At 28.6% G+C, this 19,907-nt stretch carries 22 protein-coding genes and 3 tRNA genes; 14 read left to right on the top strand and 11 right to left on the bottom strand.

The features are described 5' to 3' along the window. Positions 1-4 precede the first annotated feature (4 nt). From NH341_RS11380 to NH341_RS11415, 8 genes are all read left to right on the top strand, one after another. Positions 5-1,498, top strand: a complete 1,494-nt coding sequence (locus tag NH341_RS11380) for an ankyrin repeat domain-containing protein (protein WP_159492422.1) — start codon at positions 5-7, stop codon at positions 1,496-1,498. Between the two features lie 109 nt (positions 1,499-1,607). Beyond that, a complete protein-coding gene (locus NH341_RS11385) occupies positions 1,608-2,039 on the top strand; it encodes a DUF2271 domain-containing protein (RefSeq protein WP_371875267.1) in 432 nt (143 codons plus the stop codon). A 27-nt stretch (positions 2,040-2,066) separates the two neighbouring features. After that, on the top strand, positions 2,067-4,244 hold the full coding sequence (locus NH341_RS11390; RefSeq protein ID WP_253056950.1) for a PepSY domain-containing protein: 2,178 nt from the start codon (positions 2,067-2,069) through the stop codon (positions 4,242-4,244). 214 nt (positions 4,245-4,458) lie between these two features. Next, complete coding sequence (locus tag NH341_RS11395; RefSeq protein WP_253056952.1) at positions 4,459-4,674, top strand: hypothetical protein; 216 nt, start codon at positions 4,459-4,461, stop codon at positions 4,672-4,674. 32 nt (positions 4,675-4,706) lie between these two features. Continuing rightward, complete coding sequence (locus tag NH341_RS11400) at positions 4,707-5,801, top strand: hypothetical protein (RefSeq protein ID WP_167713535.1); 1,095 nt, start codon at positions 4,707-4,709, stop codon at positions 5,799-5,801. A gap of 110 nt (positions 5,802-5,911) precedes the next feature. After that, the gene (locus NH341_RS11405; RefSeq protein WP_253056954.1) at positions 5,912-7,978 is read left to right on the top strand and encodes a histidine kinase; all 2,067 of its coding nucleotides are present in this window, start codon (positions 5,912-5,914) and stop codon (positions 7,976-7,978) included. Positions 7,979-7,981: 3 nt separating this feature from the next. Further along, the gene (locus NH341_RS11410) at positions 7,982-8,731 is read left to right on the top strand and encodes a LytTR family DNA-binding domain-containing protein (RefSeq protein ID WP_159492430.1); all 750 of its coding nucleotides are present in this window, start codon (positions 7,982-7,984) and stop codon (positions 8,729-8,731) included. A gap of 85 nt (positions 8,732-8,816) precedes the next feature. Continuing rightward, the gene (locus NH341_RS11415) at positions 8,817-9,374 is read left to right on the top strand and encodes a YqgE/AlgH family protein (protein WP_073181203.1); all 558 of its coding nucleotides are present in this window, start codon (positions 8,817-8,819) and stop codon (positions 9,372-9,374) included. Between the two features lie 2 nt (positions 9,375-9,376). Here NH341_RS11415 and NH341_RS11420 read toward each other — a convergent pair whose 3' ends face one another. Both NH341_RS11420 and NH341_RS11425 read right to left on the bottom strand, forming a co-directional pair. Next, positions 9,377-10,207, bottom strand: a complete 831-nt coding sequence (locus tag NH341_RS11420; protein ID WP_047789232.1) for an aminotransferase class IV — start codon at positions 10,205-10,207, stop codon at positions 9,377-9,379. 103 nt (positions 10,208-10,310) lie between these two features. Further along, a complete protein-coding gene (locus NH341_RS11425) occupies positions 10,311-10,694 on the bottom strand; it encodes an START-like domain-containing protein (RefSeq protein ID WP_047789233.1) in 384 nt (127 codons plus the stop codon). Positions 10,695-10,798: 104 nt separating this feature from the next. On the opposite strand from NH341_RS11425, the gene NH341_RS11430 reads away from it, so the two are divergent. Then, positions 10,799-10,872 (top strand) — tRNA-Met (locus tag NH341_RS11430). 36 nt (positions 10,873-10,908) lie between these two features. Here NH341_RS11430 and NH341_RS11435 read toward each other — a convergent pair. Beyond that, entirely contained in the window at positions 10,909-11,340 is a 432-nt protein-coding gene (locus NH341_RS11435) for a GNAT family N-acetyltransferase (protein ID WP_047789234.1), read from the bottom strand. Positions 11,341-11,369: 29 nt separating this feature from the next. Here NH341_RS11435 and NH341_RS11440 point away from each other — a divergent pair, with 29 nt between their 5' ends. Then, positions 11,370-11,816, top strand: coding sequence for a GNAT family N-acetyltransferase (locus NH341_RS11440; protein WP_047789235.1), 447 nt, complete (start codon positions 11,370-11,372; stop codon positions 11,814-11,816). A gap of 600 nt (positions 11,817-12,416) precedes the next feature. Here the strand turns inward: NH341_RS11440 and NH341_RS11445 are convergent. From NH341_RS11445 to NH341_RS11465, 6 genes are all read right to left on the bottom strand, one after another. Further along, positions 12,417-13,433 (bottom strand): AraC family transcriptional regulator, encoded by a 1,017-nt coding sequence (locus NH341_RS11445; protein WP_253056956.1) that lies wholly within the window; start codon positions 13,431-13,433, stop codon positions 12,417-12,419. Positions 13,434-13,473: 40 nt separating this feature from the next. Then, positions 13,474-13,596, bottom strand: coding sequence for a hypothetical protein (locus NH341_RS15360; RefSeq protein WP_255724871.1), 123 nt, complete (start codon positions 13,594-13,596; stop codon positions 13,474-13,476). A 187-nt stretch (positions 13,597-13,783) separates the two neighbouring features. Beyond that, on the bottom strand, positions 13,784-14,155 hold the full coding sequence (locus NH341_RS11450) for a hypothetical protein (protein WP_047789237.1): 372 nt from the start codon (positions 14,153-14,155) through the stop codon (positions 13,784-13,786). A 111-nt stretch (positions 14,156-14,266) separates the two neighbouring features. Then, entirely contained in the window at positions 14,267-16,417 is a 2,151-nt protein-coding gene (locus NH341_RS11455; protein WP_253056958.1) for an ATP-binding protein, read from the bottom strand. Between the two features lie 2 nt (positions 16,418-16,419). Next, a complete protein-coding gene (locus NH341_RS11460) occupies positions 16,420-16,866 on the bottom strand; it encodes a response regulator (RefSeq protein WP_047789238.1) in 447 nt (148 codons plus the stop codon). 17 nt (positions 16,867-16,883) lie between these two features. Continuing rightward, positions 16,884-17,426, bottom strand: a complete 543-nt coding sequence (locus NH341_RS11465; protein ID WP_047789239.1) for an AraC family transcriptional regulator — start codon at positions 17,424-17,426, stop codon at positions 16,884-16,886. A gap of 270 nt (positions 17,427-17,696) precedes the next feature. On the opposite strand from NH341_RS11465, the gene NH341_RS11470 reads away from it, so the two are divergent. After that, positions 17,697-18,119, top strand: coding sequence for a pyridoxamine 5'-phosphate oxidase family protein (locus NH341_RS11470; protein WP_073181214.1), 423 nt, complete (start codon positions 17,697-17,699; stop codon positions 18,117-18,119). 82 nt (positions 18,120-18,201) lie between these two features. Here the strand turns inward: NH341_RS11470 and NH341_RS11475 are convergent, their stop codons facing one another. Together NH341_RS11475 and NH341_RS11480 are read right to left on the bottom strand one after the other, a co-directional pair. After that, on the bottom strand, positions 18,202-18,681 hold the full coding sequence (locus tag NH341_RS11475) for a hypothetical protein (protein WP_159492436.1): 480 nt from the start codon (positions 18,679-18,681) through the stop codon (positions 18,202-18,204). A gap of 67 nt (positions 18,682-18,748) precedes the next feature. Next, positions 18,749-19,123, bottom strand: coding sequence for an arsenate reductase family protein (locus tag NH341_RS11480; protein ID WP_047789241.1), 375 nt, complete (start codon positions 19,121-19,123; stop codon positions 18,749-18,751). A 143-nt stretch (positions 19,124-19,266) separates the two neighbouring features. Here NH341_RS11480 and NH341_RS11485 point away from each other — a divergent pair, with 143 nt between their 5' ends. The 3 genes from NH341_RS11485 (at position 19,267) to NH341_RS11495 (ending at position 19,871) form a co-directional block, all read left to right on the top strand. After that, the gene (locus NH341_RS11485) at positions 19,267-19,578 is read left to right on the top strand and encodes a hypothetical protein (RefSeq protein ID WP_047789242.1); all 312 of its coding nucleotides are present in this window, start codon (positions 19,267-19,269) and stop codon (positions 19,576-19,578) included. A 104-nt stretch (positions 19,579-19,682) separates the two neighbouring features. Further along, positions 19,683-19,755, top strand: a tRNA-Gly gene (locus NH341_RS11490). A gap of 43 nt (positions 19,756-19,798) precedes the next feature. Next, positions 19,799-19,871 (top strand) — tRNA-Gly (locus NH341_RS11495). Positions 19,872-19,907: the final 36 nt, after the last annotated feature.

Genomic DNA, 19,907 nt, shown 5'->3' on the forward strand with positions numbered 1-19,907 from the left:
TATTATGAAAAAACAACATATAATATTTGCCTTTGTACTTTTTATGAGTACAATTCAAGCGCAAACAAAAAATATATTTTTTGAAAGATCTTTTTGGCAAGAAAAACCTACTATTCAACTCGTTGAAGAAAAAATAAAAGAAGGAAATAGCGCAACAGCATTAAACCCAAATGGGTTTGATGCTGTTACCTACGCTATCTTAGCCAGTGCTCCAAATAAAGTAATCAAACATTTACTTACTAAAAAAGGAAATGATGTTAACAAGATAACACACGATAAAAGAACTTATGTTTTTTGGGCTGCCTATAAAAACAATGTTGAAATTATGAAGCATTTGATAGCCAATAATGCTCGTATGGATTTAAAAGACTCTCATCAATTATCTCCGTTAACTTTTGCGGCGAATGCAGGGCAAACAAATAAAGAAATTTATGAACTTTGTATTCAAAACGGAATTGATATAAAAACAGATGTTGACGAGCACGGGGCTAATGCTTTATTATTAGTACTACCAAGCTTAAAAGATTTATCGTTTGTGGACTACCTTACTTCAAAAGGGTTGAGCGTACATAATGTTGACAAAGATGGTAATGGTGCTTTTAACTACGCTGCTAAAAAAGGTAATAAAGAAATTTTAACTCTTTTAATAAAAAAAGGATTGCCTTATAAAAACCTAAATAAAAAAGGAGGTAATGCTATGTTATTAGCTACTCAAGGTTCTCGTAGCGGTTATAATTCTTTGGAGTTTTTTAAATATTTAGAAAGTTTAGGTATCAAACCAAACATAACTAATAATGATGGAAAAACACCGCTTCATAATTTAGCTCGTGGTAACAAAGATTTAAATACCTTTAACTACTTCCTTGATAAAGGTGTAAATGCTAATCAAATTGACGATAACGGTAACACTCCTTTAATTATCGCAGCTAGTAGAAACTCTTTAGAAATTGTTCAGTTATTATCAGAAAAAACAAAGAATATTAATCACACTAATAAAAAAGGACATTCAGCACTTACGTATGCTGTTGAATACAACTCAGAAGCTGTGGTAGATTATTTAGTAAAAAACGAGGCTGATATTCAAATAAAAGATGATAAAGGAAACTCTTTAGCTTATTATTTAGTTAAAAGTTATCATCCTAAAAAAGTGAACGATTTTAATGAAAAAATGAGTCTTTTAGCCAATAACGGATTAAACTTAACACAACTTCAAGCCAATAAAAATACATTGTTTCATATTGCTGTAGAAAAAAACAACATCGATTTACTTAAAAAAATCAACACTTTAAAAATTGATGTGAATGCAAAAAACAATGAAGGTTTAACCCCACTACATTTAGCTGTTATGCAAGCTAATAATACTGATGTAATTAAATATTTATTAAGCATTGGAGCTAAAAAATCAATTACTACTGATTTTGATGAAACGGTACACGATTTAGCTAAGGAAAATGAAATTTTAAACAGGAAAAATATAGATATTAACTTTTTAAAATAAACTTATGTACCAAGTCGTGTGTAAATACAATTACACACGATTTGGTATTAAAATAAATCAATAAAAAATGAAAAAAATCATAGCTCTTTTTATTACTGTATTCACAATAATGGCTTTTAACATAAATGATAGTGCCACATATAAATGTATGATTCAGATGAAAAATTATACTGGTGAAGGTGCATATATTGCTATTTCATTATTAAACCCTAATGGAAAATACGAACAAACATTATACGTTCAAGGTGATGATGAAGAGTGGTACTCTGACATTACCGAGTGGTGGAAATTCCAAGGTAAGGTTCGTACAGATATTGACGCTATCACAGGAGCAACAATTAGTGGAGGTAACAGAGCGATTACCGTATTAAAAATTGACAACGATAAAATTGATAAAGGATATAAAATCAGATTTGAATCGGCTGTAGAAGATCAAGAATACTACAAAGACGATGTAGAGTTTGAATTAACTACCAACAACCTTAAAGGTAAATTTGAAGGAAATGGATTTATTCGTTACATCCGTTTAATGCCTCAGTAATTTTATCAATAGAAATAGCTAACAAAAATGACCACTTCTATATGGAGATATAGCCACTTAACATTGGCTATATCTTCTTTTCTTTTTTTACTTGTTGCTTCATTAACAGGTATTATTTTAGCTTTTGAACCTATTTCAAAACAGCTTTCAGACTATAATATTTCTAACACAAAAGAAATTACACTTGCTCAAACAATTTCTGTACTGCAAAAACAATATGACGAAGTAATTTCTATCACTATTGATGAGAATGATTTTGTATCAGCCTCGGTAGTTACCAAAGAAGGAAAAAGTGACACATTTTATGTAAACCCAAACACAGGTGAAAAATTAGGTGATATCGAAAAAAAGAAACCAATTTTTCAGTTTGCCACGAGCTTACACAGATCTTTATTTTTGAAGTCTACAGGAAGATTTATTGTTGGCTTTATTTCTTTTTTACTTTGCTTAATTGCTATCACAGGACTCATTCTAATTACTAAACGACAAGGAGGCTTTAAAAAGCTTTTTTCTAAAATTGTAAAGGAGAATTTTGAACAGTATTACCACATTATTATTGGTCGTTACACACTTGTTCCTATCATTATCATCACACTAACAGGTGTATATTTATCGTTAGATAGGTTTTCTGTTTTACCTGTGGAAAAAATTAATCACTCTTATGATTTTTCTTTAGCTTCTTCAAAAGAAAAAATAACACTTCTTGAATTTCCAGTATTTAAAAACACTACTTTGAATGAAGTAAAAAGTGTTGAGTTCCCTTTTTCTGAAGACGAAGAAGATTACTTTTTTGTGAAACTAAATGATAGTGAAGTACTAATTCATCAATATACAGGGAATATAATCAGTAAAGAAAACCTTTCGTTAACTAGCATACTTCTAAACTGGAGTTTGTTATTACATACAGGAAACGGAACAATCATTTGGTCAATAGTATTATTACTTTCTTCAATATCTATCCTGTTTTTTATCTATTCAGGGTTTGCAATGACCGTCAAAAGAGCGCAAAAAAGCTCACTTCCTAAAAATAAAACTAATAAAGACAATGCAGAAATTATCATATTAGTAGGCTCAGAAACAAACAACACCTACCCTTTTGCTTCCTCTTTACACAATGCTTTAATCAAAAAAAGCATCCCAGTTTTTATCGATATCTTAAACAATTACACTTCGTACAAAAATGCGAAACATCTAATTATATTAACTTCAACTTACGGAGAAGGTGAAGCTCCTTCTAACGCTTCTAAATTTTTACAACTATTTCAACAAACAGCTATTCAAAATAAGATTAACTATTCAATAGTTGGTTTTGGCTCCAGAGCATATCCTCATTTTTGTCAATTTGCTATTGATATAAATAGTAAACTACAACAACTCCCAGAGTTTACACCTCTGTTACCTGTTTATAAAATTAACAACCAGTCTTTTCAAGATTTTAAAACTTGGGGACATTTATGGAGTAAAAAAACTAACATACAGTTTGAACTAACACAAGAGGTAAAAAAGCATAAAAAACAACAAACTTTCACCACAGTTTCTAAAACTGATCTAAACAACGACGATTCTTTTTTAATCCGTTTACAGCCAACTAAAAAAATTCGTTTTAACTCTGGTGACTTGTTAGCTATAACTCCTAAAGAAGACAATATTGAACGTTTATATTCTGTTGGAAAAATAGATAATGACATCATACTAAGTATTAAAAAACATGACCTTGGAGTGTGCTCTAACTTACTTTATCAACTAGAGGAAAACGAAATAATTCAAGCAAGCATTCAACAAAATAAAGACTTCTATTTTCCTAAAAGGAAGAAAGAAGTAGTCTTAATTGCTAACGGAACAGGTATCGCTCCTTTTTTAGGAATGCTGCAACATAAAAACGGCACAAAAGCGCATCTATTCTGGGGTGGTAGAACTAAAGAGTCGCTAAGAATGTACGCTCCTTTGTTAAAAAACATAGAGAAAGATAACATTCATATTGCTTATTCTCAAGAAAAAGAAAAAGAATATGTGCAAGATTTATTACTAAAAAAAGAAACTATAATTACTACTGTTTTACAAAACGGAGGAACTATTATGATTTGTGGTTCAATCAAAATGCTAAAAGGCGTTGAGAAGGTATTAGAACAAATAACTTCAACTAAACTAAACACATCTTTAGACTACTTTAAAAAGAAGAATCAAATTAAAACAGATTGTTATTAATAGATAAAAAAACAGCTTTTCTGTTAGAATACAATCAAGATATTTAGATTACCCAATTATCAGGTTACTACTGGATAATTGGGTATATGTTTTCTACATTTAATTGCCTTTCCTATAAAAATCAACGAATTCTAATTTATCTACTACGAATTCTAATTTACTCCAAATCTACCTGTACTTCTGTGGTAATTTTGATCATATAAAAACAACAATTATGTGGTCAAACAACAATTATTTATCAGTATTAAAAATGTATTTAGAGAAATACACAAGTTTAAAATTACAAATAAACACAAGCGGATTAATCGCTTCTGTTGAAAAACAAGAAAACGGTCAGTGGATTAACGACCGAAACCTTCCTAACATCTTAAACAAACTATCAACTAGTATAAATTTAGGAAAGGATGTAACCATCATTTTACAACAATAACAGTAACTATATTAACCTTAAAACAAAAAACTATGAAACAAAACATTTTAAAAGTAGGTACAGTAATGGGATTACTACTACTAATCGGAGTATTTTCTAGTTGTGATAACACAAAAAATGACAACAAAAATCAAGAACAGGGAAACATTGCTACCACAGAGGAAACTATTGAAAAACTAGCTGTGGAATACAGAAAACCCATAGTATTTATTACAGGGAATGATAAAGGAAACAGCCATTTTTACGATAGTGCCAGAGTATATTTCAAAGAAAAAAACTACGAAATAATTAATGGCAAATATTCAGTAGAAGAAATTATTTCTTGGATGAACAACAATACTACTGAAAATCCTTACGGAGAAGTTCATATCGTAAATAACAACAACCCTTTTAGAGCAATGAACTTAGAAACTGTAGTTAATGGAGATAAAGTAACTGCTGAAACGTTACAAAAAACAATTACTAAAGGTGCATTACCTTCTGTAAAAAGTGAAGCTATTACTGATGACACTAGAATTATTTTTCATACCAATCAATTGGCAGAAAACACTGATTTAATAAACACTTTAAAAAGTGCTTTTATAACTGAAAATAAAATTCCTCAAGTAGTTGCATCACCATACTACAATGTTTTTGGAGGAGAGTTTTCTAACCATTATTTAGCTCAACCGTACTATGTATTTTATCCAACAGCAAACTCTCCTGGTAAAGTAGATTTATCAAAAGAAATCGCTAAAAAATATCCAGAAGAAAAAGAAATTGCTTGGTACGACGCTTTAAACAATGAAAGAGAGCGTTATGTGGGAGAGCCTTATACTATTCAGTATACCATTCCTGTAAATCTAGAGTTAGATTACCATAACTCTGATAACGAAATTCCTCACTTTGTAATGCAAGAAGAAATTATGGATTTTATTGCAAGCGAAGAAGCTTTAATGAAAGAAGTTGAAAAAACAAATATTCCTGTAGAGAAATTTAGATGGACCTATACTGTAAAAAACAGTCAGTTAATTATAAAAGGGAAATCTTCTGCTCTATGTGTTTTAAAACCTTTAACGAAACCTTATGGAGAGTTAGAACATGTAAAACCAGATACTAATAATAAGCGTTTATACGCTATGAAATAACTAATAATTGTTGAACAAACGTCATTACGAACCTAGGAAAACCTCATAATAAAAGTAATTACTTCAACCTCCTTCCCTTCGTAATGACGTTTTATTTAAGTACTTTTGTTATGATGAAAACCCAATATCATATTACAAAAACAGCTATGAGAAACAATTTTGTATTGAGTACTCAAAAACACTCAGTACAAAATTTTGTTTTTTTACTACTTTGCTGTTTTATCTGTGGTCTGATAAATGTTTCTGCCCAAAACCAACCTTTAAAAACCTATACAAAAAATAATGGTTTACCTAGTCTACATATAAATAGTGGCGCTCAAGATAAAACTGGTTATGTATGGTTAGCTTCTAACAACGGACTAATTCAATTTAACGGAAATGAGTTTACTACTTTTACTACAAAAAACGGACTTATTTCCAACAACGTTAATATCATTTCTTCAAAAGGAAATACTCTTTTTATAGGTACTGACAAAGGTTTAAGTATAAAAAAACATCATGGATTTACTAATTTTGAAGGCAACAATGTTAACTGTATTTTAACCGTTAAAAACCATACTTTTTTAGGTACTAATAAAGGGATTGTTAGAGTTCGTGAAAACTATCTCTCTCCTCTTCGTACCAACTTTCAAATTGATTTAAATCAGATTAACGATATGTTATTTGATGGAAAATTTTACTGGATAGCTACTAATAAATCTTTGTGGAAGCTTGATAAGCTTATCAATCCTAAAGTTTTAAAAAGAATTGATGTAAATAATTACACTTCTCTTTTAATTAACGAAAAAACGATAATTGCTACCACTTATAACAAAGGGCTTAAATTCATTAAAAATAACGAAGTAGAAACACAAAGCATCACTGCACAAAATGTTATTGAAATTAAAAAAATTAATAATCAATTTTGGATTATCTCTGAGGATAATGGTATTGAAGTACTAGATGCTAATTTTAATTTCGTTAAAAATATTAATAAATATAACAGCTTAACTACCAATAAAATTACCAGTACCTTTCAAGACAACGAAAATAACACTTGGGTTTCTACAAAAGATAAAGGAGTTTACTTTATTAAAAGTGACAAACCAATACAAAAAAAGCCTTCCATTTCTTTTGAAAATATTGAGGTAGTTTTTACTCCTATAGATAGCATTAACATCAATAACTACGCTAAAACTCTAAAACTCCCTGCAGATAAAAACCATATCTCTTTTTATTACAAAACAATAAATATTAGTAACTCTAATAAATTGGAGTATCGCTATACGCTCAACAATCAAACCAGTCCTTGGAGTACTAAAAGCGCTATTGACTTAGCTTATCTTTCTCCAGGAAATTATACTTTTTCAGCTCAATCAAGAATTGGAAAAGTAGAAAGCCCTCCTATTGAGTTTAATTTTTATATTGATACTCCTATCTATAAAAAAAGTTGGTTTATTTGGTCTACCATTGGAGTAGCCAGCATAATTTTAACACTCATTGTTTGGTCATATATCAGAAGAATTCAAGCTAAAAATAAAGCTAAAGTTGCAAAGTTAGAACTGGAAAATCATTTGATATCTCTAGAGCAAAAAGCCTTACAACTTCAAATGAATCCGCATTTTATTTTTAATGTTTTAAATGGAATTAAGGCATTGGGTAACTCAGGGAAATCAGTTGAATTAAATACAACCATTAGTAAATTTGCTACACTTTTACGTGGTGTTTTACACAATTCTAGACAAGAAGAAATTAGCTTAGCTGAAGAAATTACCACACTAAAAAATTATATTGAGCTAGAACAGCAAATAAACTCAAATACCTTTGAATATTCAATAACCACAAATCTTTCTATTGAACCTGAAGAAATTCTAATTCCACCAATGCTAATACAACCTTTTGTTGAAAACAGTATAAAACACGGAATCTCTTCTGTTGAAAATGGAAAAATTAGGATCAGTTTTTCAATAAAAAATGATCTTTTACATTCTGAAATAATAGATAACGGTATTGGTATTCATCAATCAAAAGAACTTAAAAAAGTTAGCTCACATAAATCCGTAGCTTTAAAAGTTACGCAAGAACGAATTCGAAACCTCTCAAAAAAGGGAGCTTTTTCCATTATTGAATTATATAATGAAGGAAAAGTAACAGGAACTAAGGTACTATTTGAAATTCCTTTAAAAACTGATTTTTAAAACATGAAAAAACTTTCTGCAATTTTAGTAGACGATATGTCAACAGCTTTAGAAATGTTACAAAACGATCTCATTCAATTTCATCCAGAAATTGAAATTATTGGTACTGCTAAAAGTGTGGTTGAAGCTTCAAAAGTTTTACGAAAGCAACAACCAGATATTTTATTTTTAGATATTATGCTGGGAGACGGTACTGGTTTTGATGTTTTAGAAATTCATCCAAACCTATCCTCAAAAATTATTTTTGTTACTGCAAGCGACGAGTATGCCATTAAAGCTTTTAAATTTGCTGCTATTGATTATGTATTAAAACCATATTCAAACGAAGATTTAGCAAGCGCAATTAATAAAGCAAAAAATCAAATTAAACCCGATAAAGAACAGCTAACAGTACTACAACAATCCATTTCAAAACCAAATCAACGTCCTAAAAAGATCTCATTAAACACTTCTGACAAAATTATGGTGGTAAATTTAGACGATATTGTTCGTTGTCAGTCCGATAATAATTACACAGAGTTTTTTATGAATGATGGACAAAAAATATTAGTTGGAAAAACCTTAAAGCACTTTGCTGACATGTTGAAGGAATACGATTTTTTACGAGTTCACCAAAGTCATCTAATTAATATTCAATTCATTAAGGAATTCATAAAATCTGATGGAGGATATTTAGTTTTAAAAAACAAAACAACTGTTCCTGTTTCAGTTCGTAAAAAAAATGAAGTCATTAATGTTTTAGAAAGAATGTAGCCCTTATTTTTTTATGGTTTTTTAACACTTTTGTTAAAGTTTTATTAAAATTTTATTTACCTTAGTGTTTATAAACTATAAAAATATGGTTGCATTTAAGCCGAAAAAAGGTAGGTTATTAATTGCTGAACCAGCAATTTTAAATGATAGCTCTTTTAAAAGAACTATTGTATTACTTACTGAACATAATGAAAAAAGCTCTGTGGGTTTTATTTTAAACAGACCTTTAGACTATGTACTTAGCGATTTAGTTTCTGAAATAGACTGTGACTTTACAGTCTACCAAGGTGGACCTGTAGAACAGGATAATTTATATTTTATCCACAAAGCTCCACATTTACTACCTAACAGTATTGAGGTCGCAAACGGTATTTATTGGGGAGGAAATTTTGACCTGTTAAAAGAGTTATTAAATAATAAACAATTAAAATCTACTGATATTCGTTTCTTTTTAGGTTATTCTGGTTGGGGAGCAAACCAATTGGAAGAGGAACTATTAATGAACTCTTGGTTTATAGCAGAGAATGACTATGAAAATATTTTAACTGCGAACGATAGAGACTTTTGGAAAAACAAGTTACTACAAAGAGGAGGCAAATATAAAATTTGGGCTAACGCTCCTAGTGACATTCAAATGAACTAACCTTAGCTAGTTACTATGGCTAGTTTTAAGCTACTTTTAATTTTATTAGTTATCACTGTTGAAAACTCTTTTTTACGATAATTGGTAACTGGCTGAATTCCTACAATAGCATTGGTTATAAAAACCTCGTCTGCTTTTTGAATCTCAAAAGGAGAAATAGTTGTTTCATCTATTGTGTATTCTCCGTGTTTCTCAATAATTTCAATTACTTTTTTTCTAATAATTCCTTTGATACAGCCTTCAGTTAAGGCAGGAGTTTTTATTGTGTTTCCTTTTACTACAAAGATGTTTCCATTAATAGTTTCAACGACTCCCTTACGCTCATTTAGTAAAATACAGTTATCTAAATCGTTTTCTTCTGCAAAAACGGCTGCTAATGTATTTAACATTCTATTTGTTGTTTTTATTGTTGAAAGCAATCCTGAATAGTTATAAAAATCTTTAAAAACATCCATTCTATAAGTCTCTTTCTCTACATTTTCTATTGGAGCTCCTTCAATAATATAATCTATTTCATTTGTAACGGGTGCATATAAGCCACCATCTTTTCTAAAAACAGTTAATCGTACCCTATAAGTAGAAAATTCAGGTAATTGTTTTGTTACTTTAAGGATTTCTTCTTGTAAAAACTCAAGGGTAAACCTCATAGGTATCTTCATACGAAGCATTCTCATTGATGCCATTAATCTAAAGTAGTGATCTTCTACAAAAACAACTTTACCATTTAATACTTTAATTGTTTCAAAAATAGCATCGCCATACTTAAAAGCCCTATTCTTTGTTGAAATTTGCACTTCGTTATCAGAAACCAAAGTTCCATTAAAGTTTACCATTTCCTAAAATTTTAATTGCAAACTTACAATTTAGGTAAATATTAGCCATAAAAAACTCGACAAAATTGCCGAGTTTTTTTAAATACTTATTAATTATAATATGTTAAGCTCCTATTGTATGTTTTAACTCTTCTATTTGGTTTTGCCAAAGCATTTTTGCTTCCTCTACATCATCTTCATCATCTGCAAAATCTGTAACAATTACAGCAACATCTTTTGTTAATGGGTCTACTTGAATTCTGAATTCAAAATAACTATCATCACCCTCACTTTCAGTCCATTTAAACTTAATACGTTCATCTGCTTTTTTTGTTATTATTTTTGCTTCTTCTTCAGAATCATCCCAAATAAAGGTAATCAGTTTTCCTCGTGAATTAACTCTATCTGCAAACCACTCTTCTAATCCTGCTGGTGTTGCGAAGTATTGATATAACATACTTGGAGATGCATGAATAGGAAACTCTAATTCAAATTTAACTTTGCTCATTTATTTTTTTGTTTGAGTGCCAATATAGATAATTATTTTTTAAAAAAAAATTTAAATGTTTGTTGCTTAAAACCAAAAAGTAATTATATTTGCACCCGCAATCAGGCGAGGTAGCTCAGTTGGTTAGAGCGCAGGATTCATAACCCTGAGGTCGGCAGTTCAAATCTGCTCCTCGCTACAAAACCCAAATCTTTTGATTTGGGTTTTTTTGTATTTATACTTTACTGTACATTTTAAAATGAACACCTACCTTTTGCACCTTAAACTTCTCACCTATAATTACGAAATCTAAATTTTCATAAAACCCTACTGCTTCTTCTCTTGCATTACACCACAGAACGTCTATGCTTTTAGTTTTTAAAATGCTTTTTGCCTCTTCTAGTAGTAACTTTCCTGCCCCCATACCTCTAACTTCTGGCAAAGTAGCCATTCCTCTTAATTGATATTGCAATCCTTTAATAGCTTCTGTTTTATTTTGAATAAAAGAAGCTACACCTACCAACTTAGTTTTGTAAAAAGCTCCTAAATGAAATGTACTTCCATACTCATCTTCTTTAAACTTATAAGGTAAATCTATATTATTACGCAAAACCGTTAATCTAATATTATAAGTTTCTTGAGCTGATATATTTTTTATTTTTATCATCTAAAATTTCTTTAATCCAAAAATACAGAATGAATATAAAATTTAACCTCATTAGTAAAGAAGATATTCTTATTATCCTTCCTCTTTTACATAAAGTTAACACCACAACACCACATGATATTTTAAAAAACAGAGTGATAGAAATGGTAGCATACCCTAACTACGAATGTATAGGTGTTTATGACAACAACAAGCTTATAGGTATTTGCGGGCTTTGGTATAGTACTAGGCACTATATTGGTAAAAGTGTAGAGCCAGATCATGTAGTTATACATGAAACTTATAGAGGTAAAAGTGTTGGAAAACAGCTTTTCAAGTGGATATATAATTACACTAAATCTAAAGGGTGCGAGGCAGTTGAATTAAACACGTACACTGCTAATAGGAAGTCTCATAAATTTTATTACAACGAAGGTTTTGAAATCTATGGTTTCCATTTTTTAAAAGTTTTACGAGATGATAAAAACTTTTATTAAAGCTACAAAAATTACAATTTCTTATTTTTTAAAAGTATTATTCTTTTTATTCTATTATTCATTAAATTCTAAATATCTTTGTAATACTTAAGAGACGTCTTAAGTTCTTTTTCATAGCAATTTTCCCACTCAATATTTTGAGTGGGTTCTTTTTTATAATTTATACTACAATTTTATTTTTCTCTATTTTTAATAATTTTGCTCACATGTATAAAGTTTTCATAGATACATTATTCTTAATATTCTCTTTCTTTTTTATCAGAAAAGGTTCAAGTTTTCTTATAAATAGATCAAGAAACTTCCATAAAAAATATAAAACAACTCTAGCTGATAAAGACAAATTATTTAATTTTTTCCAATTCTTTTTCTATATCCTTTCATGGGGCACTATTATTTTAATCTTTATTATTTGGGTCAAGTTTCTTTATTCTTAATAATCTATAAATTTTAAACACAGTATAATCGATATTCTATTTATTACTTATTAACCCTCAACATGAACTATCTTTTATTTTAAAAGATAGTTCACTTAAAAGTTTGAGTATAAAAACAAAAAGAGGCTACATGTAGCCTCTTTTTGTCAAAAAAAAATGAAATATATTATGCTGTTGCAGCTAACTTAATTCTAGATTTGTATTCTGTAGGAGTGCAATTGTATTTTTGTTTAAATATCTTACAAAAGTAACTTCTACTAGAAAATCCTACAGAATAAACTATTTGTGATATGTTTAAATCACTATTTTTTATTAATTCTTCTGATTTTTTTACTCTTTCTGTCCTTATAAAATCATTCACAGTTGTATTATGCATTAATTTAAATCCTTCTTGAAGCTTTGAGGAAGTTACTCCTGTTTTTTTACATAAATCTTCTATAGTAGTTGCTCTTTCTGGATAATTTTTTATGTACGTAGAAATTTCTTTTATCTCTTGCATTTCTCTTAACGTTAAACTCCCTGTAGGTTGTTTAGAATTCTTCAAATCTCTTTTGTACTGTTGTATTTCTAGAGCTAAAACCATATGTACTATACCTTCAATTAGTAAACTACGCATTACCCCATCTTCTTTTATCTTCGTTACTTGCTCTATTTTTTCTGCTATTTTTAAATTATGAGAACTAATAAAAACATTATTTTCTTTTTTATTTTTCACAAAAGTTTCAAACAACTCTTGATGAACTGTATTTTTTTTAACTGAAGCTGTTAATTCGTAAGCTGTTATAAGAGTAACAATTACATTTGTTTCTTTTTTAAAGTAAATGGTATTTTTAGACGATGTTATGTTTGACATAAAACCTATCTGAAACGGCTCTAATGTTGTTTTTTTGTTTTTCTTAGTAAACTGATGCGCTATTTTACCTTTACTACAATAAGCTATATTTACTGCTTTACTAATACTTGTATTTATATTTAGGGCTATATCTTCATTAAAAGTAACATTAAACTCTAAATATGAAATGTTATTTTTTAGTAAAACACCTCTCACTTCACCATAACCAATTTCATTATCAAAGGTTAAGCAATGCTCTTTGAAACATTTTTTATATGAAGCTGATAATTGCTCTTTTAATTGACCAAACGTTTTTACTATTGAACTGCTATTTATGTGAAGTGTTTTCATGTCTACTCTTTTTAGGTTAATAAATTAGTTTTTCTTTATTCTAACATTTTTTCTTTTTTGGTGTTTTTGCTTGTGAAGCTAAGTTTTGTAAATATTCTGTTTTAGCTACTATCTTACCTACTTTAGCATTTAACCCTTGCTTATCATATACTCTAGTCTTCATTATATTTCGTTATTAATTACATTACAAAAATGCAACCAATACACGCATTCTTCGTTACATAATTTTTGCTTTGTTTTATATAATTTTTAGAAACAATTAAAACACGTGTAATTATTGATGTTTAGATTGTTTTTAACAAAAAAAGATCTCTATGTAGAGATCTTTTTTTATCATTATTTATAATTTATTATCGTTTACAGTTTGCACTCCACGACTTCCCATCTTTGGCCATCTTTATATTTAAAGAACTTTCATCTATTACAATAAGACTAGCCTCATCCCAATCTAACTCAAACTTATTTTCACCTTTTTCTATTTCTAAACCACTAATTGATGGTATGTCGTCAGAAAAAATAAAATTGTATGTATCTCCTGTTTTAGCTACTGTAACACTTCCATTTTCTGCCGAAATTGAGTTTTCTCCATTATCATAAGAAACACTTCCTTCATATGTACCTACAAATAAATCATTATCTTTTGGATCATCACTTTCACTACATGCTGTAACTGTTAATAAAACTACTCCTAAAATGCTTAATAATTTGATTAAATTCTTCATGTTTTTCTTGTTTTTAAATTATACTACAAAGATGCAGTGTATCTAAAAACCGTGTGTTATATAATTTTTACTTTGTGTTATATAATCTTTAGAATTCATTAAAAACTTAAACTATGCTGGTAAATATATTGTAAACACAGCACCACTACCCTTTATTCCTGTAGCTTGAATATACCCTTGATGTTTTAATACAATTTTTTTACAAATAGCTAATCCTATACCTGTTCCAGAATATTCATGCTTTAGATGTAAACGTTGGAACATTTCAAAGATTTTATCTCTCATATTATTGTCAAAACCTATACCATTATCTATTACTTTAATTAAATAATATGCTTGATGATTTTTTACGAAAGGCTCATCAATATCAATAGCTTCAATTTTTTTAGAAGTTATGGTTACTTTTAGATCCTTTTCTTTATTACGATACTTAATTGCATTAGATATTAAATTGTTAAATAACTGATTTAACTGAAACTCTATCCCTTTTACAGCAGGCAATTCTGTATACTCTAAAACAGCATTAGCTTCTTCTATAGTTAATGACAAGTCATCTATTACATCTTGTAGTACATTATTTAAATTTACTAATGACAAATCGTCTTCTTTTCTATTTATTCTAGAAAAAGACAATAAATTATTTATTAATGTACGCATTCTTAAACTAGCGCTATTAGCCCTTTCAATATACTGTTTGTTTTTTTCTGATAACTCATCATCATTTGTGAGCCTTGACAGGTACATTTGTACTTTTCTTAATGGTTCTTGTAAATCATGACTTGCAATACGATTAAAAGATTCTAACTCTACGTTTTGATGTACTAATTCAGCATTTTTTTGTTGCAACTGCAATTCTGTTTCTACCTGTTTAGTTACATCTTGAATTATCCCAATCATCGTTATTTTGTTGTCATGTTCATTAAATGCTCCGTTTGTATACAAATGTTTTATTACATTTTCTTTCGTTATTACTCTAAAAATAAATTCAACCGCCTGCTCTTTTTGATAAGCTTCGTTTATATTCTTATCATAAAGCTCTAAATCATCTGGATGTACAAACTCCCTAAACTTTACAGAAGAAGAAGCGAACTCTTGTGGTTTATATCCTAAAATCCTATAAACATTATCTGACAAAATAGTATGGTCTACTTTCATAAACCATATATAACTCCCCATCTCAGCTATTTTCTCTGCTTCTTTTAATAAATCATTACTTAATTTTAATTCATGATTTAATTTAGATAAGTCTTTCTCATATTTTCTTGATTTTGATATATCTGATATAATCACTTTTATATCATCTTGAGAAGGGAAAAAACGTCTTAAATATGTTATTTTTTCTTCATCTACATCAATTTCAGAAACTTCTTCTATTGATTTCTGTAAGGAAAAGGAATCTATTAATTTTTGTAATTCTCCTGATACTTTTAACTCAGGATAAACTTCAGTAACTAGCCTACCCAACAGTTCTTTACTATTGTAACCATATATTTCTTTCGCACTACTTGCATATTCAATTTTAAAGTCTATTACCTCTTTATTATTATCATAAACAGGAGTATAAACTCTAACTATATCAGTAGAAGCATTTAAAATACTTTTTAAAAGTGAGTTTGTTTTAAAGTACAACTTACGACTCACAAACAATCTATATAAAGAAAATAATAATAAAAGCAATGCAAAAGCAGACGATATAACCATCATTCTAATAACTGATTCATTCTTCTCTTCACGATAAGTTACTAGTTTAGAAATATCTTCTTTCTGTTGTTCTAAAATATGTTTTTTTATAGAGTCTATTTTATGTAAAGAAGAGTTTATTCCTAAAATTTTCTTCTTTTTTATACTATTTCTTAAAGAACTAAAGGTAGTATCTAACTCTACTAAATTACCAAATAGTTTATTTTGTTCTTCCGCTATTTTATTAATACGCTCTAACTGTTTAGGCTTATTTCTAAAATCAAATAACAAACCTTGAATACTTATATATATATCGTTATTTATAGTATACCATTTATCTGGGTCTAATTTTCTTCTTAAAATAGCCGCTTCTAAATGCTCGGTTTGCATTAATTTATATTTTTTTGAAAGCTCCTCTAGCTTTATATATTCATCATAATTAATTTTTGAAGAGTCTGTAGCATTTTGAAAGTCTTGAAAAAAAACATAAGACACTATAAAGACTACAAGTAACATACCTATAGCTATAGATGAAGTAACAACATAAGCTTTATTTGATTGAGTAAAACTATTTTCAAACATAGCTAAATTCTTAATAAAAAGTTATCTTTATTTAAATTTGAAGTTTGGTACTGCCAATTAATTTGCAGCACTTTTTTTATAACTTTCTTTAATTCTTTAAAAGATGTAGGTTTGTTTATGTATATATTAGCTCCATTAACAAACGCCTCTTCAATATCTTCTTCTGAAGAAGATGTTGAGTATATAGCTACTATTATACTTTGTAATTTTGGAGTTTTACGAATATCTATTAAGCATTCCATACCATTTTTAATAGGCATATTCAAGTCTAAAAAAATTAAATTTGGAAGCTCTTTACAATCATTACACAAATAACTCATTAAATCTTGTCCATGGTTAAATGTTTTTAGCTCTGAGGCAATATTTATCTCCTCAATAGCATCTTCAAAAAACATACGATCATCTATATCATCGTCTGTTAAAATAATTTTTAATTTATCTTTAGCCATAATTAACTAATACCTGATTATTGGTTACGTTTTTCCACTATACGTTTAAAAGTAGAAGTGGTAAGTCCAGTTACTTTTTTAAACTGCCCTGACAAATGAGCGACACTACTATAGTTTAATCTATAGGCTATTTCAGTTAATGTTAAATTACTATTTAACAATAATTCTTTAACTACATCTACTTTTCTTAAAATTATGTAGTTTTCTATTGAGGTGTGGTTTGATTCAGAAAACAAGTTAGATAAATAAGCATACGAATAATTTAACTTATCAGACAAATAATCAGAAGCATTCATCCTTGCTGCTGCTTCATCTTTCAACATCTCATCAATAATTATTTTTATTCGCTGAACAACATCTAACTTTTCATCGTTAGTAATATCTATTTTAAAAGGAGCTAATAATTCTTTTATTTTTTCTTTTTCATTTAAAGAAAGTTCCTTTTCAAAAACTACTTCTTGAGAGCTTGTTACATAAAAGGGCAAGCTTAACTCTTTTAAATGATACGTTAAAAAAGATTTTAAAGCTGTGTTAGCATCAAATTTTAAATAAATTTTCATGTCAATTTACATTATTAAATACTACTCTTCCCTCCAAACAATCAAAAGTAGTTTTTTTTAAACTTTTACAAAGCCTCTTAAATGATTATTTTACTTTTTATTTTTTAATGTAAAGTTAAAATGAACTTAAAAAACAATTTAAATTAATAAAGTATCTACTAAAAAACACTTAACATAATATTATATAAGCTCTTTTTTTTTCTTTTTGAGTTAAAAAAAAACTATACTTTCCTCAACTTTGTACATAATAATTTTATAAAGATTAGACAGATGAAAAAAAATGATTTAGTAGATAAAAATGCTATTGAAAGAATTCAGTCTATCCTAATAAACACCCCAACATGCATGTTAATTAGTTCGTTAAGTAAACCAAACCCTTCGATTTGCCCTATGACTGTTAAAACAATTGACAATGATGGAGCTTTGTGGTTTTTATCAGATAAAGAATCTGAACACTATAAAAACATTGAAAAAGATAATGACTTACTCTTAACTTTTACTAACAACACAGACAAACAATATTTATCAATCAGAGGTAAGGGCATTCATTACGAATCAAAAGGAATTATAGATAAGTTACTCTCACAACAAGACTTAAAAAATAACAACCTTCACACCATTATTATCCTTAAAGTTATTATAAACAGTGCATACTACTGGGATGTAAATTTGAAAAAATCTGTAACCATTTAAAAAGTTTTTATAATTATCACAAATAAAAAAAGCAGTTCGTTGTGAACTGCTTTTTTAGGATGGATTATTTGTAAAATGTATATTAACTATTTAATTCATCAGCTAATTTATCAAAAGCATTCTCTACATCATCATAAGCTTTCTCAAACCCTTTTTTCACATCATCCCAAGTATCTTCAGAACTATTCTTTAATTTTTCCATGCTTGCTTTAAGTTTTGTTCTTTTATTTTTTAAAGAAGCTAACAATTCTTGACGCTCTTTCTTTACACTTTCACTTGCATCATTATAACTATCACTTACATTTTTCTCTAATTTATCAATCTCAGCATCTAATTTATCTATTCCTTTGTTAATTGATTTTGTTACCTCACTTTTCTTTTCAAAAGTATAATCACCTAGGTCAGAAAAACTCTCTTCAATTTCATCTATTCCTTCTTCTACGCTCGCTTCCACTTCATCCATTTTTTCTTTTACCTGTTCTTTTTTTTCTTTTTTGTTTTCACAAGAAACCATTACAACTGCTGTTAATAATGTTGCTAAAATTAATTTTGATATTTTCATAATTATTCAGTTTAAATTTATACCTACTCTCTTAAAGGGTTTTCGGCTTACTCCCTAAAATTATTTTCTAATTATCTAACACATTCATCATATCAGTTTTTTCTTTAATTCTCAAAGCTTTATCTGCATTAACAACAATAGGAACCTGTAACAAACTAGGTTTGCTATTTATTAATTTCAACCAGTCTGTCTCATCAAAGCTCGTTACATCTCCTACATTCTCAGCATTTGAGTGCTTAGGTGAAAACAACTCTCCTAATGTTACATTTAACATAGCAGCTATTTCTAACCATATTGTATCTGAAATTTTTTCTTTACAAATATTTATAATCTGTAGCTTTTTATCTACGGCAGAAGCATAAGCTAACATTTCTTTACTAAAACTGGATTCACAGGAGTAAATAAATAATAATTGCCTTTTATGTTTTGCTAACACAGTCATTAATTTAGTTTATTAATTTATTACAAAATTAGTTTCATATGGTTTTATAAATTAACTTAAATAGATTAATATTTAACTCATATAAGTTAATCTTGTTCTTTTTGATTCTATACTTTTGAATGTAACTTTAATACTCATACACTATGAATAACAATTCTAAACATGAAATAAATAAAATTGAATATTATAAAAACAAAGGATACACTGCTAGTTATCATCTTATTAATAATAAATTAATTGACGTAGATACTAAAAAAGAATATACCGTTAAAGACGTTACTATTGATGAAGAGTATAGGTATGAAGGTTATTCTAACCCTGCTGATTTAAGTATTCTTTATATATTAACAATGCACGACGGAACAAAAGGCACTATTTTAGCTGCTTATGGCCCAAGTGCTAATATTGAATTAACTTCTTTTTTAAATAAGTGTTCTTCTAAAAAAAATACTTAACTCATTATCTGACACTTATAAAAAGTGTGCTTTTTTTTCATTTTTTTTTACAAAAAAGTCTTTGTAAATAACAAAAGCAGTATTATATTTGCAACCGCTTTACTGCGGGAGTAGCTCAGTTGGTAGAGCGTCAGCCTTCCAAGCTGAATGTCGCCAGTTCGAACCTGGTCTCCCGCTCAAATTTTTACATAATTGTAAGAAATTACAAAAAGTCTTTACCGCGGGAGTAGCTCAGTTGGTAGAGCGTCAGCCTTCCAAGCTGAATGTCGCCAGTTCGAACCTGGTCTCCCGCTCAAATTTTACATAATTGTAAGAAATTACAAAAGTCT

Source organism: Tenacibaculum sp. XPcli2-G, assembly GCF_024124505.1.
Taxonomy (GTDB): domain Bacteria; phylum Bacteroidota; class Bacteroidia; order Flavobacteriales; family Flavobacteriaceae; genus Polaribacter; species Polaribacter mesophilus.

What these genes read in the sequence shown, in the direction of transcription:
- NH341_RS11465 (WP_047789239.1), bottom strand. Translation starts at nt 17,426, where the DNA reads ATGAAAATTTATTTAAAATTTGATGCTAACACAGCTTTAAAATCTTTT.
- NH341_RS11485 (WP_047789242.1), top strand. Translation starts at nt 19,267, where the DNA reads ATGAATAACAATTCTAAACATGAAATAAATAAAATTGAATATTATAAA.
- NH341_RS11425 (WP_047789233.1), bottom strand. Translation starts at nt 10,694, where the DNA reads ATGAGCAAAGTTAAATTTGAATTAGAGTTTCCTATTCATGCATCTCCA.
- NH341_RS11390 (WP_253056950.1), top strand. Translation starts at nt 2,067, where the DNA reads ATGACCACTTCTATATGGAGATATAGCCACTTAACATTGGCTATATCT.
- NH341_RS11410 (WP_159492430.1), top strand. Translation starts at nt 7,982, where the DNA reads ATGAAAAAACTTTCTGCAATTTTAGTAGACGATATGTCAACAGCTTTA.
- NH341_RS11415 (WP_073181203.1), top strand. Translation starts at nt 8,817, where the DNA reads ATGGTTGCATTTAAGCCGAAAAAAGGTAGGTTATTAATTGCTGAACCA.
- NH341_RS11455 (WP_253056958.1), bottom strand. Translation starts at nt 16,417, where the DNA reads ATGTTTGAAAATAGTTTTACTCAATCAAATAAAGCTTATGTTGTTACT.
- NH341_RS11475 (WP_159492436.1), bottom strand. Translation starts at nt 18,681, where the DNA reads ATGAAAATATCAAAATTAATTTTAGCAACATTATTAACAGCAGTTGTA.
- NH341_RS11400 (WP_167713535.1), top strand. Translation starts at nt 4,707, where the DNA reads ATGAAACAAAACATTTTAAAAGTAGGTACAGTAATGGGATTACTACTA.
- NH341_RS15360 (WP_255724871.1), bottom strand. Translation starts at nt 13,596, where the DNA reads ATGAAGACTAGAGTATATGATAAGCAAGGGTTAAATGCTAAAGTAGGT.
- NH341_RS11385 (WP_371875267.1), top strand. Translation starts at nt 1,608, where the DNA reads ATGGCTTTTAACATAAATGATAGTGCCACATATAAATGTATGATTCAG.
- NH341_RS11420 (WP_047789232.1), bottom strand. Translation starts at nt 10,207, where the DNA reads ATGGTAAACTTTAATGGAACTTTGGTTTCTGATAACGAAGTGCAAATT.
- NH341_RS11445 (WP_253056956.1), bottom strand. Translation starts at nt 13,433, where the DNA reads ATGAAAACACTTCACATAAATAGCAGTTCAATAGTAAAAACGTTTGGT.
- NH341_RS11380 (WP_159492422.1), top strand. Translation starts at nt 5, where the DNA reads ATGAAAAAACAACATATAATATTTGCCTTTGTACTTTTTATGAGTACA.
- NH341_RS11440 (WP_047789235.1), top strand. Translation starts at nt 11,370, where the DNA reads ATGAATATAAAATTTAACCTCATTAGTAAAGAAGATATTCTTATTATC.
- NH341_RS11460 (WP_047789238.1), bottom strand. Translation starts at nt 16,866, where the DNA reads ATGGCTAAAGATAAATTAAAAATTATTTTAACAGACGATGATATAGAT.
- NH341_RS11450 (WP_047789237.1), bottom strand. Translation starts at nt 14,155, where the DNA reads ATGAAGAATTTAATCAAATTATTAAGCATTTTAGGAGTAGTTTTATTA.
- NH341_RS11405 (WP_253056954.1), top strand. Translation starts at nt 5,912, where the DNA reads ATGATGAAAACCCAATATCATATTACAAAAACAGCTATGAGAAACAAT.
- NH341_RS11480 (WP_047789241.1), bottom strand. Translation starts at nt 19,123, where the DNA reads ATGACTGTGTTAGCAAAACATAAAAGGCAATTATTATTTATTTACTCC.
- NH341_RS11395 (WP_253056952.1), top strand. Translation starts at nt 4,459, where the DNA reads ATGTGGTCAAACAACAATTATTTATCAGTATTAAAAATGTATTTAGAG.
- NH341_RS11470 (WP_073181214.1), top strand. Translation starts at nt 17,697, where the DNA reads ATGAAAAAAAATGATTTAGTAGATAAAAATGCTATTGAAAGAATTCAG.
- NH341_RS11435 (WP_047789234.1), bottom strand. Translation starts at nt 11,340, where the DNA reads ATGATAAAAATAAAAAATATATCAGCTCAAGAAACTTATAATATTAGA.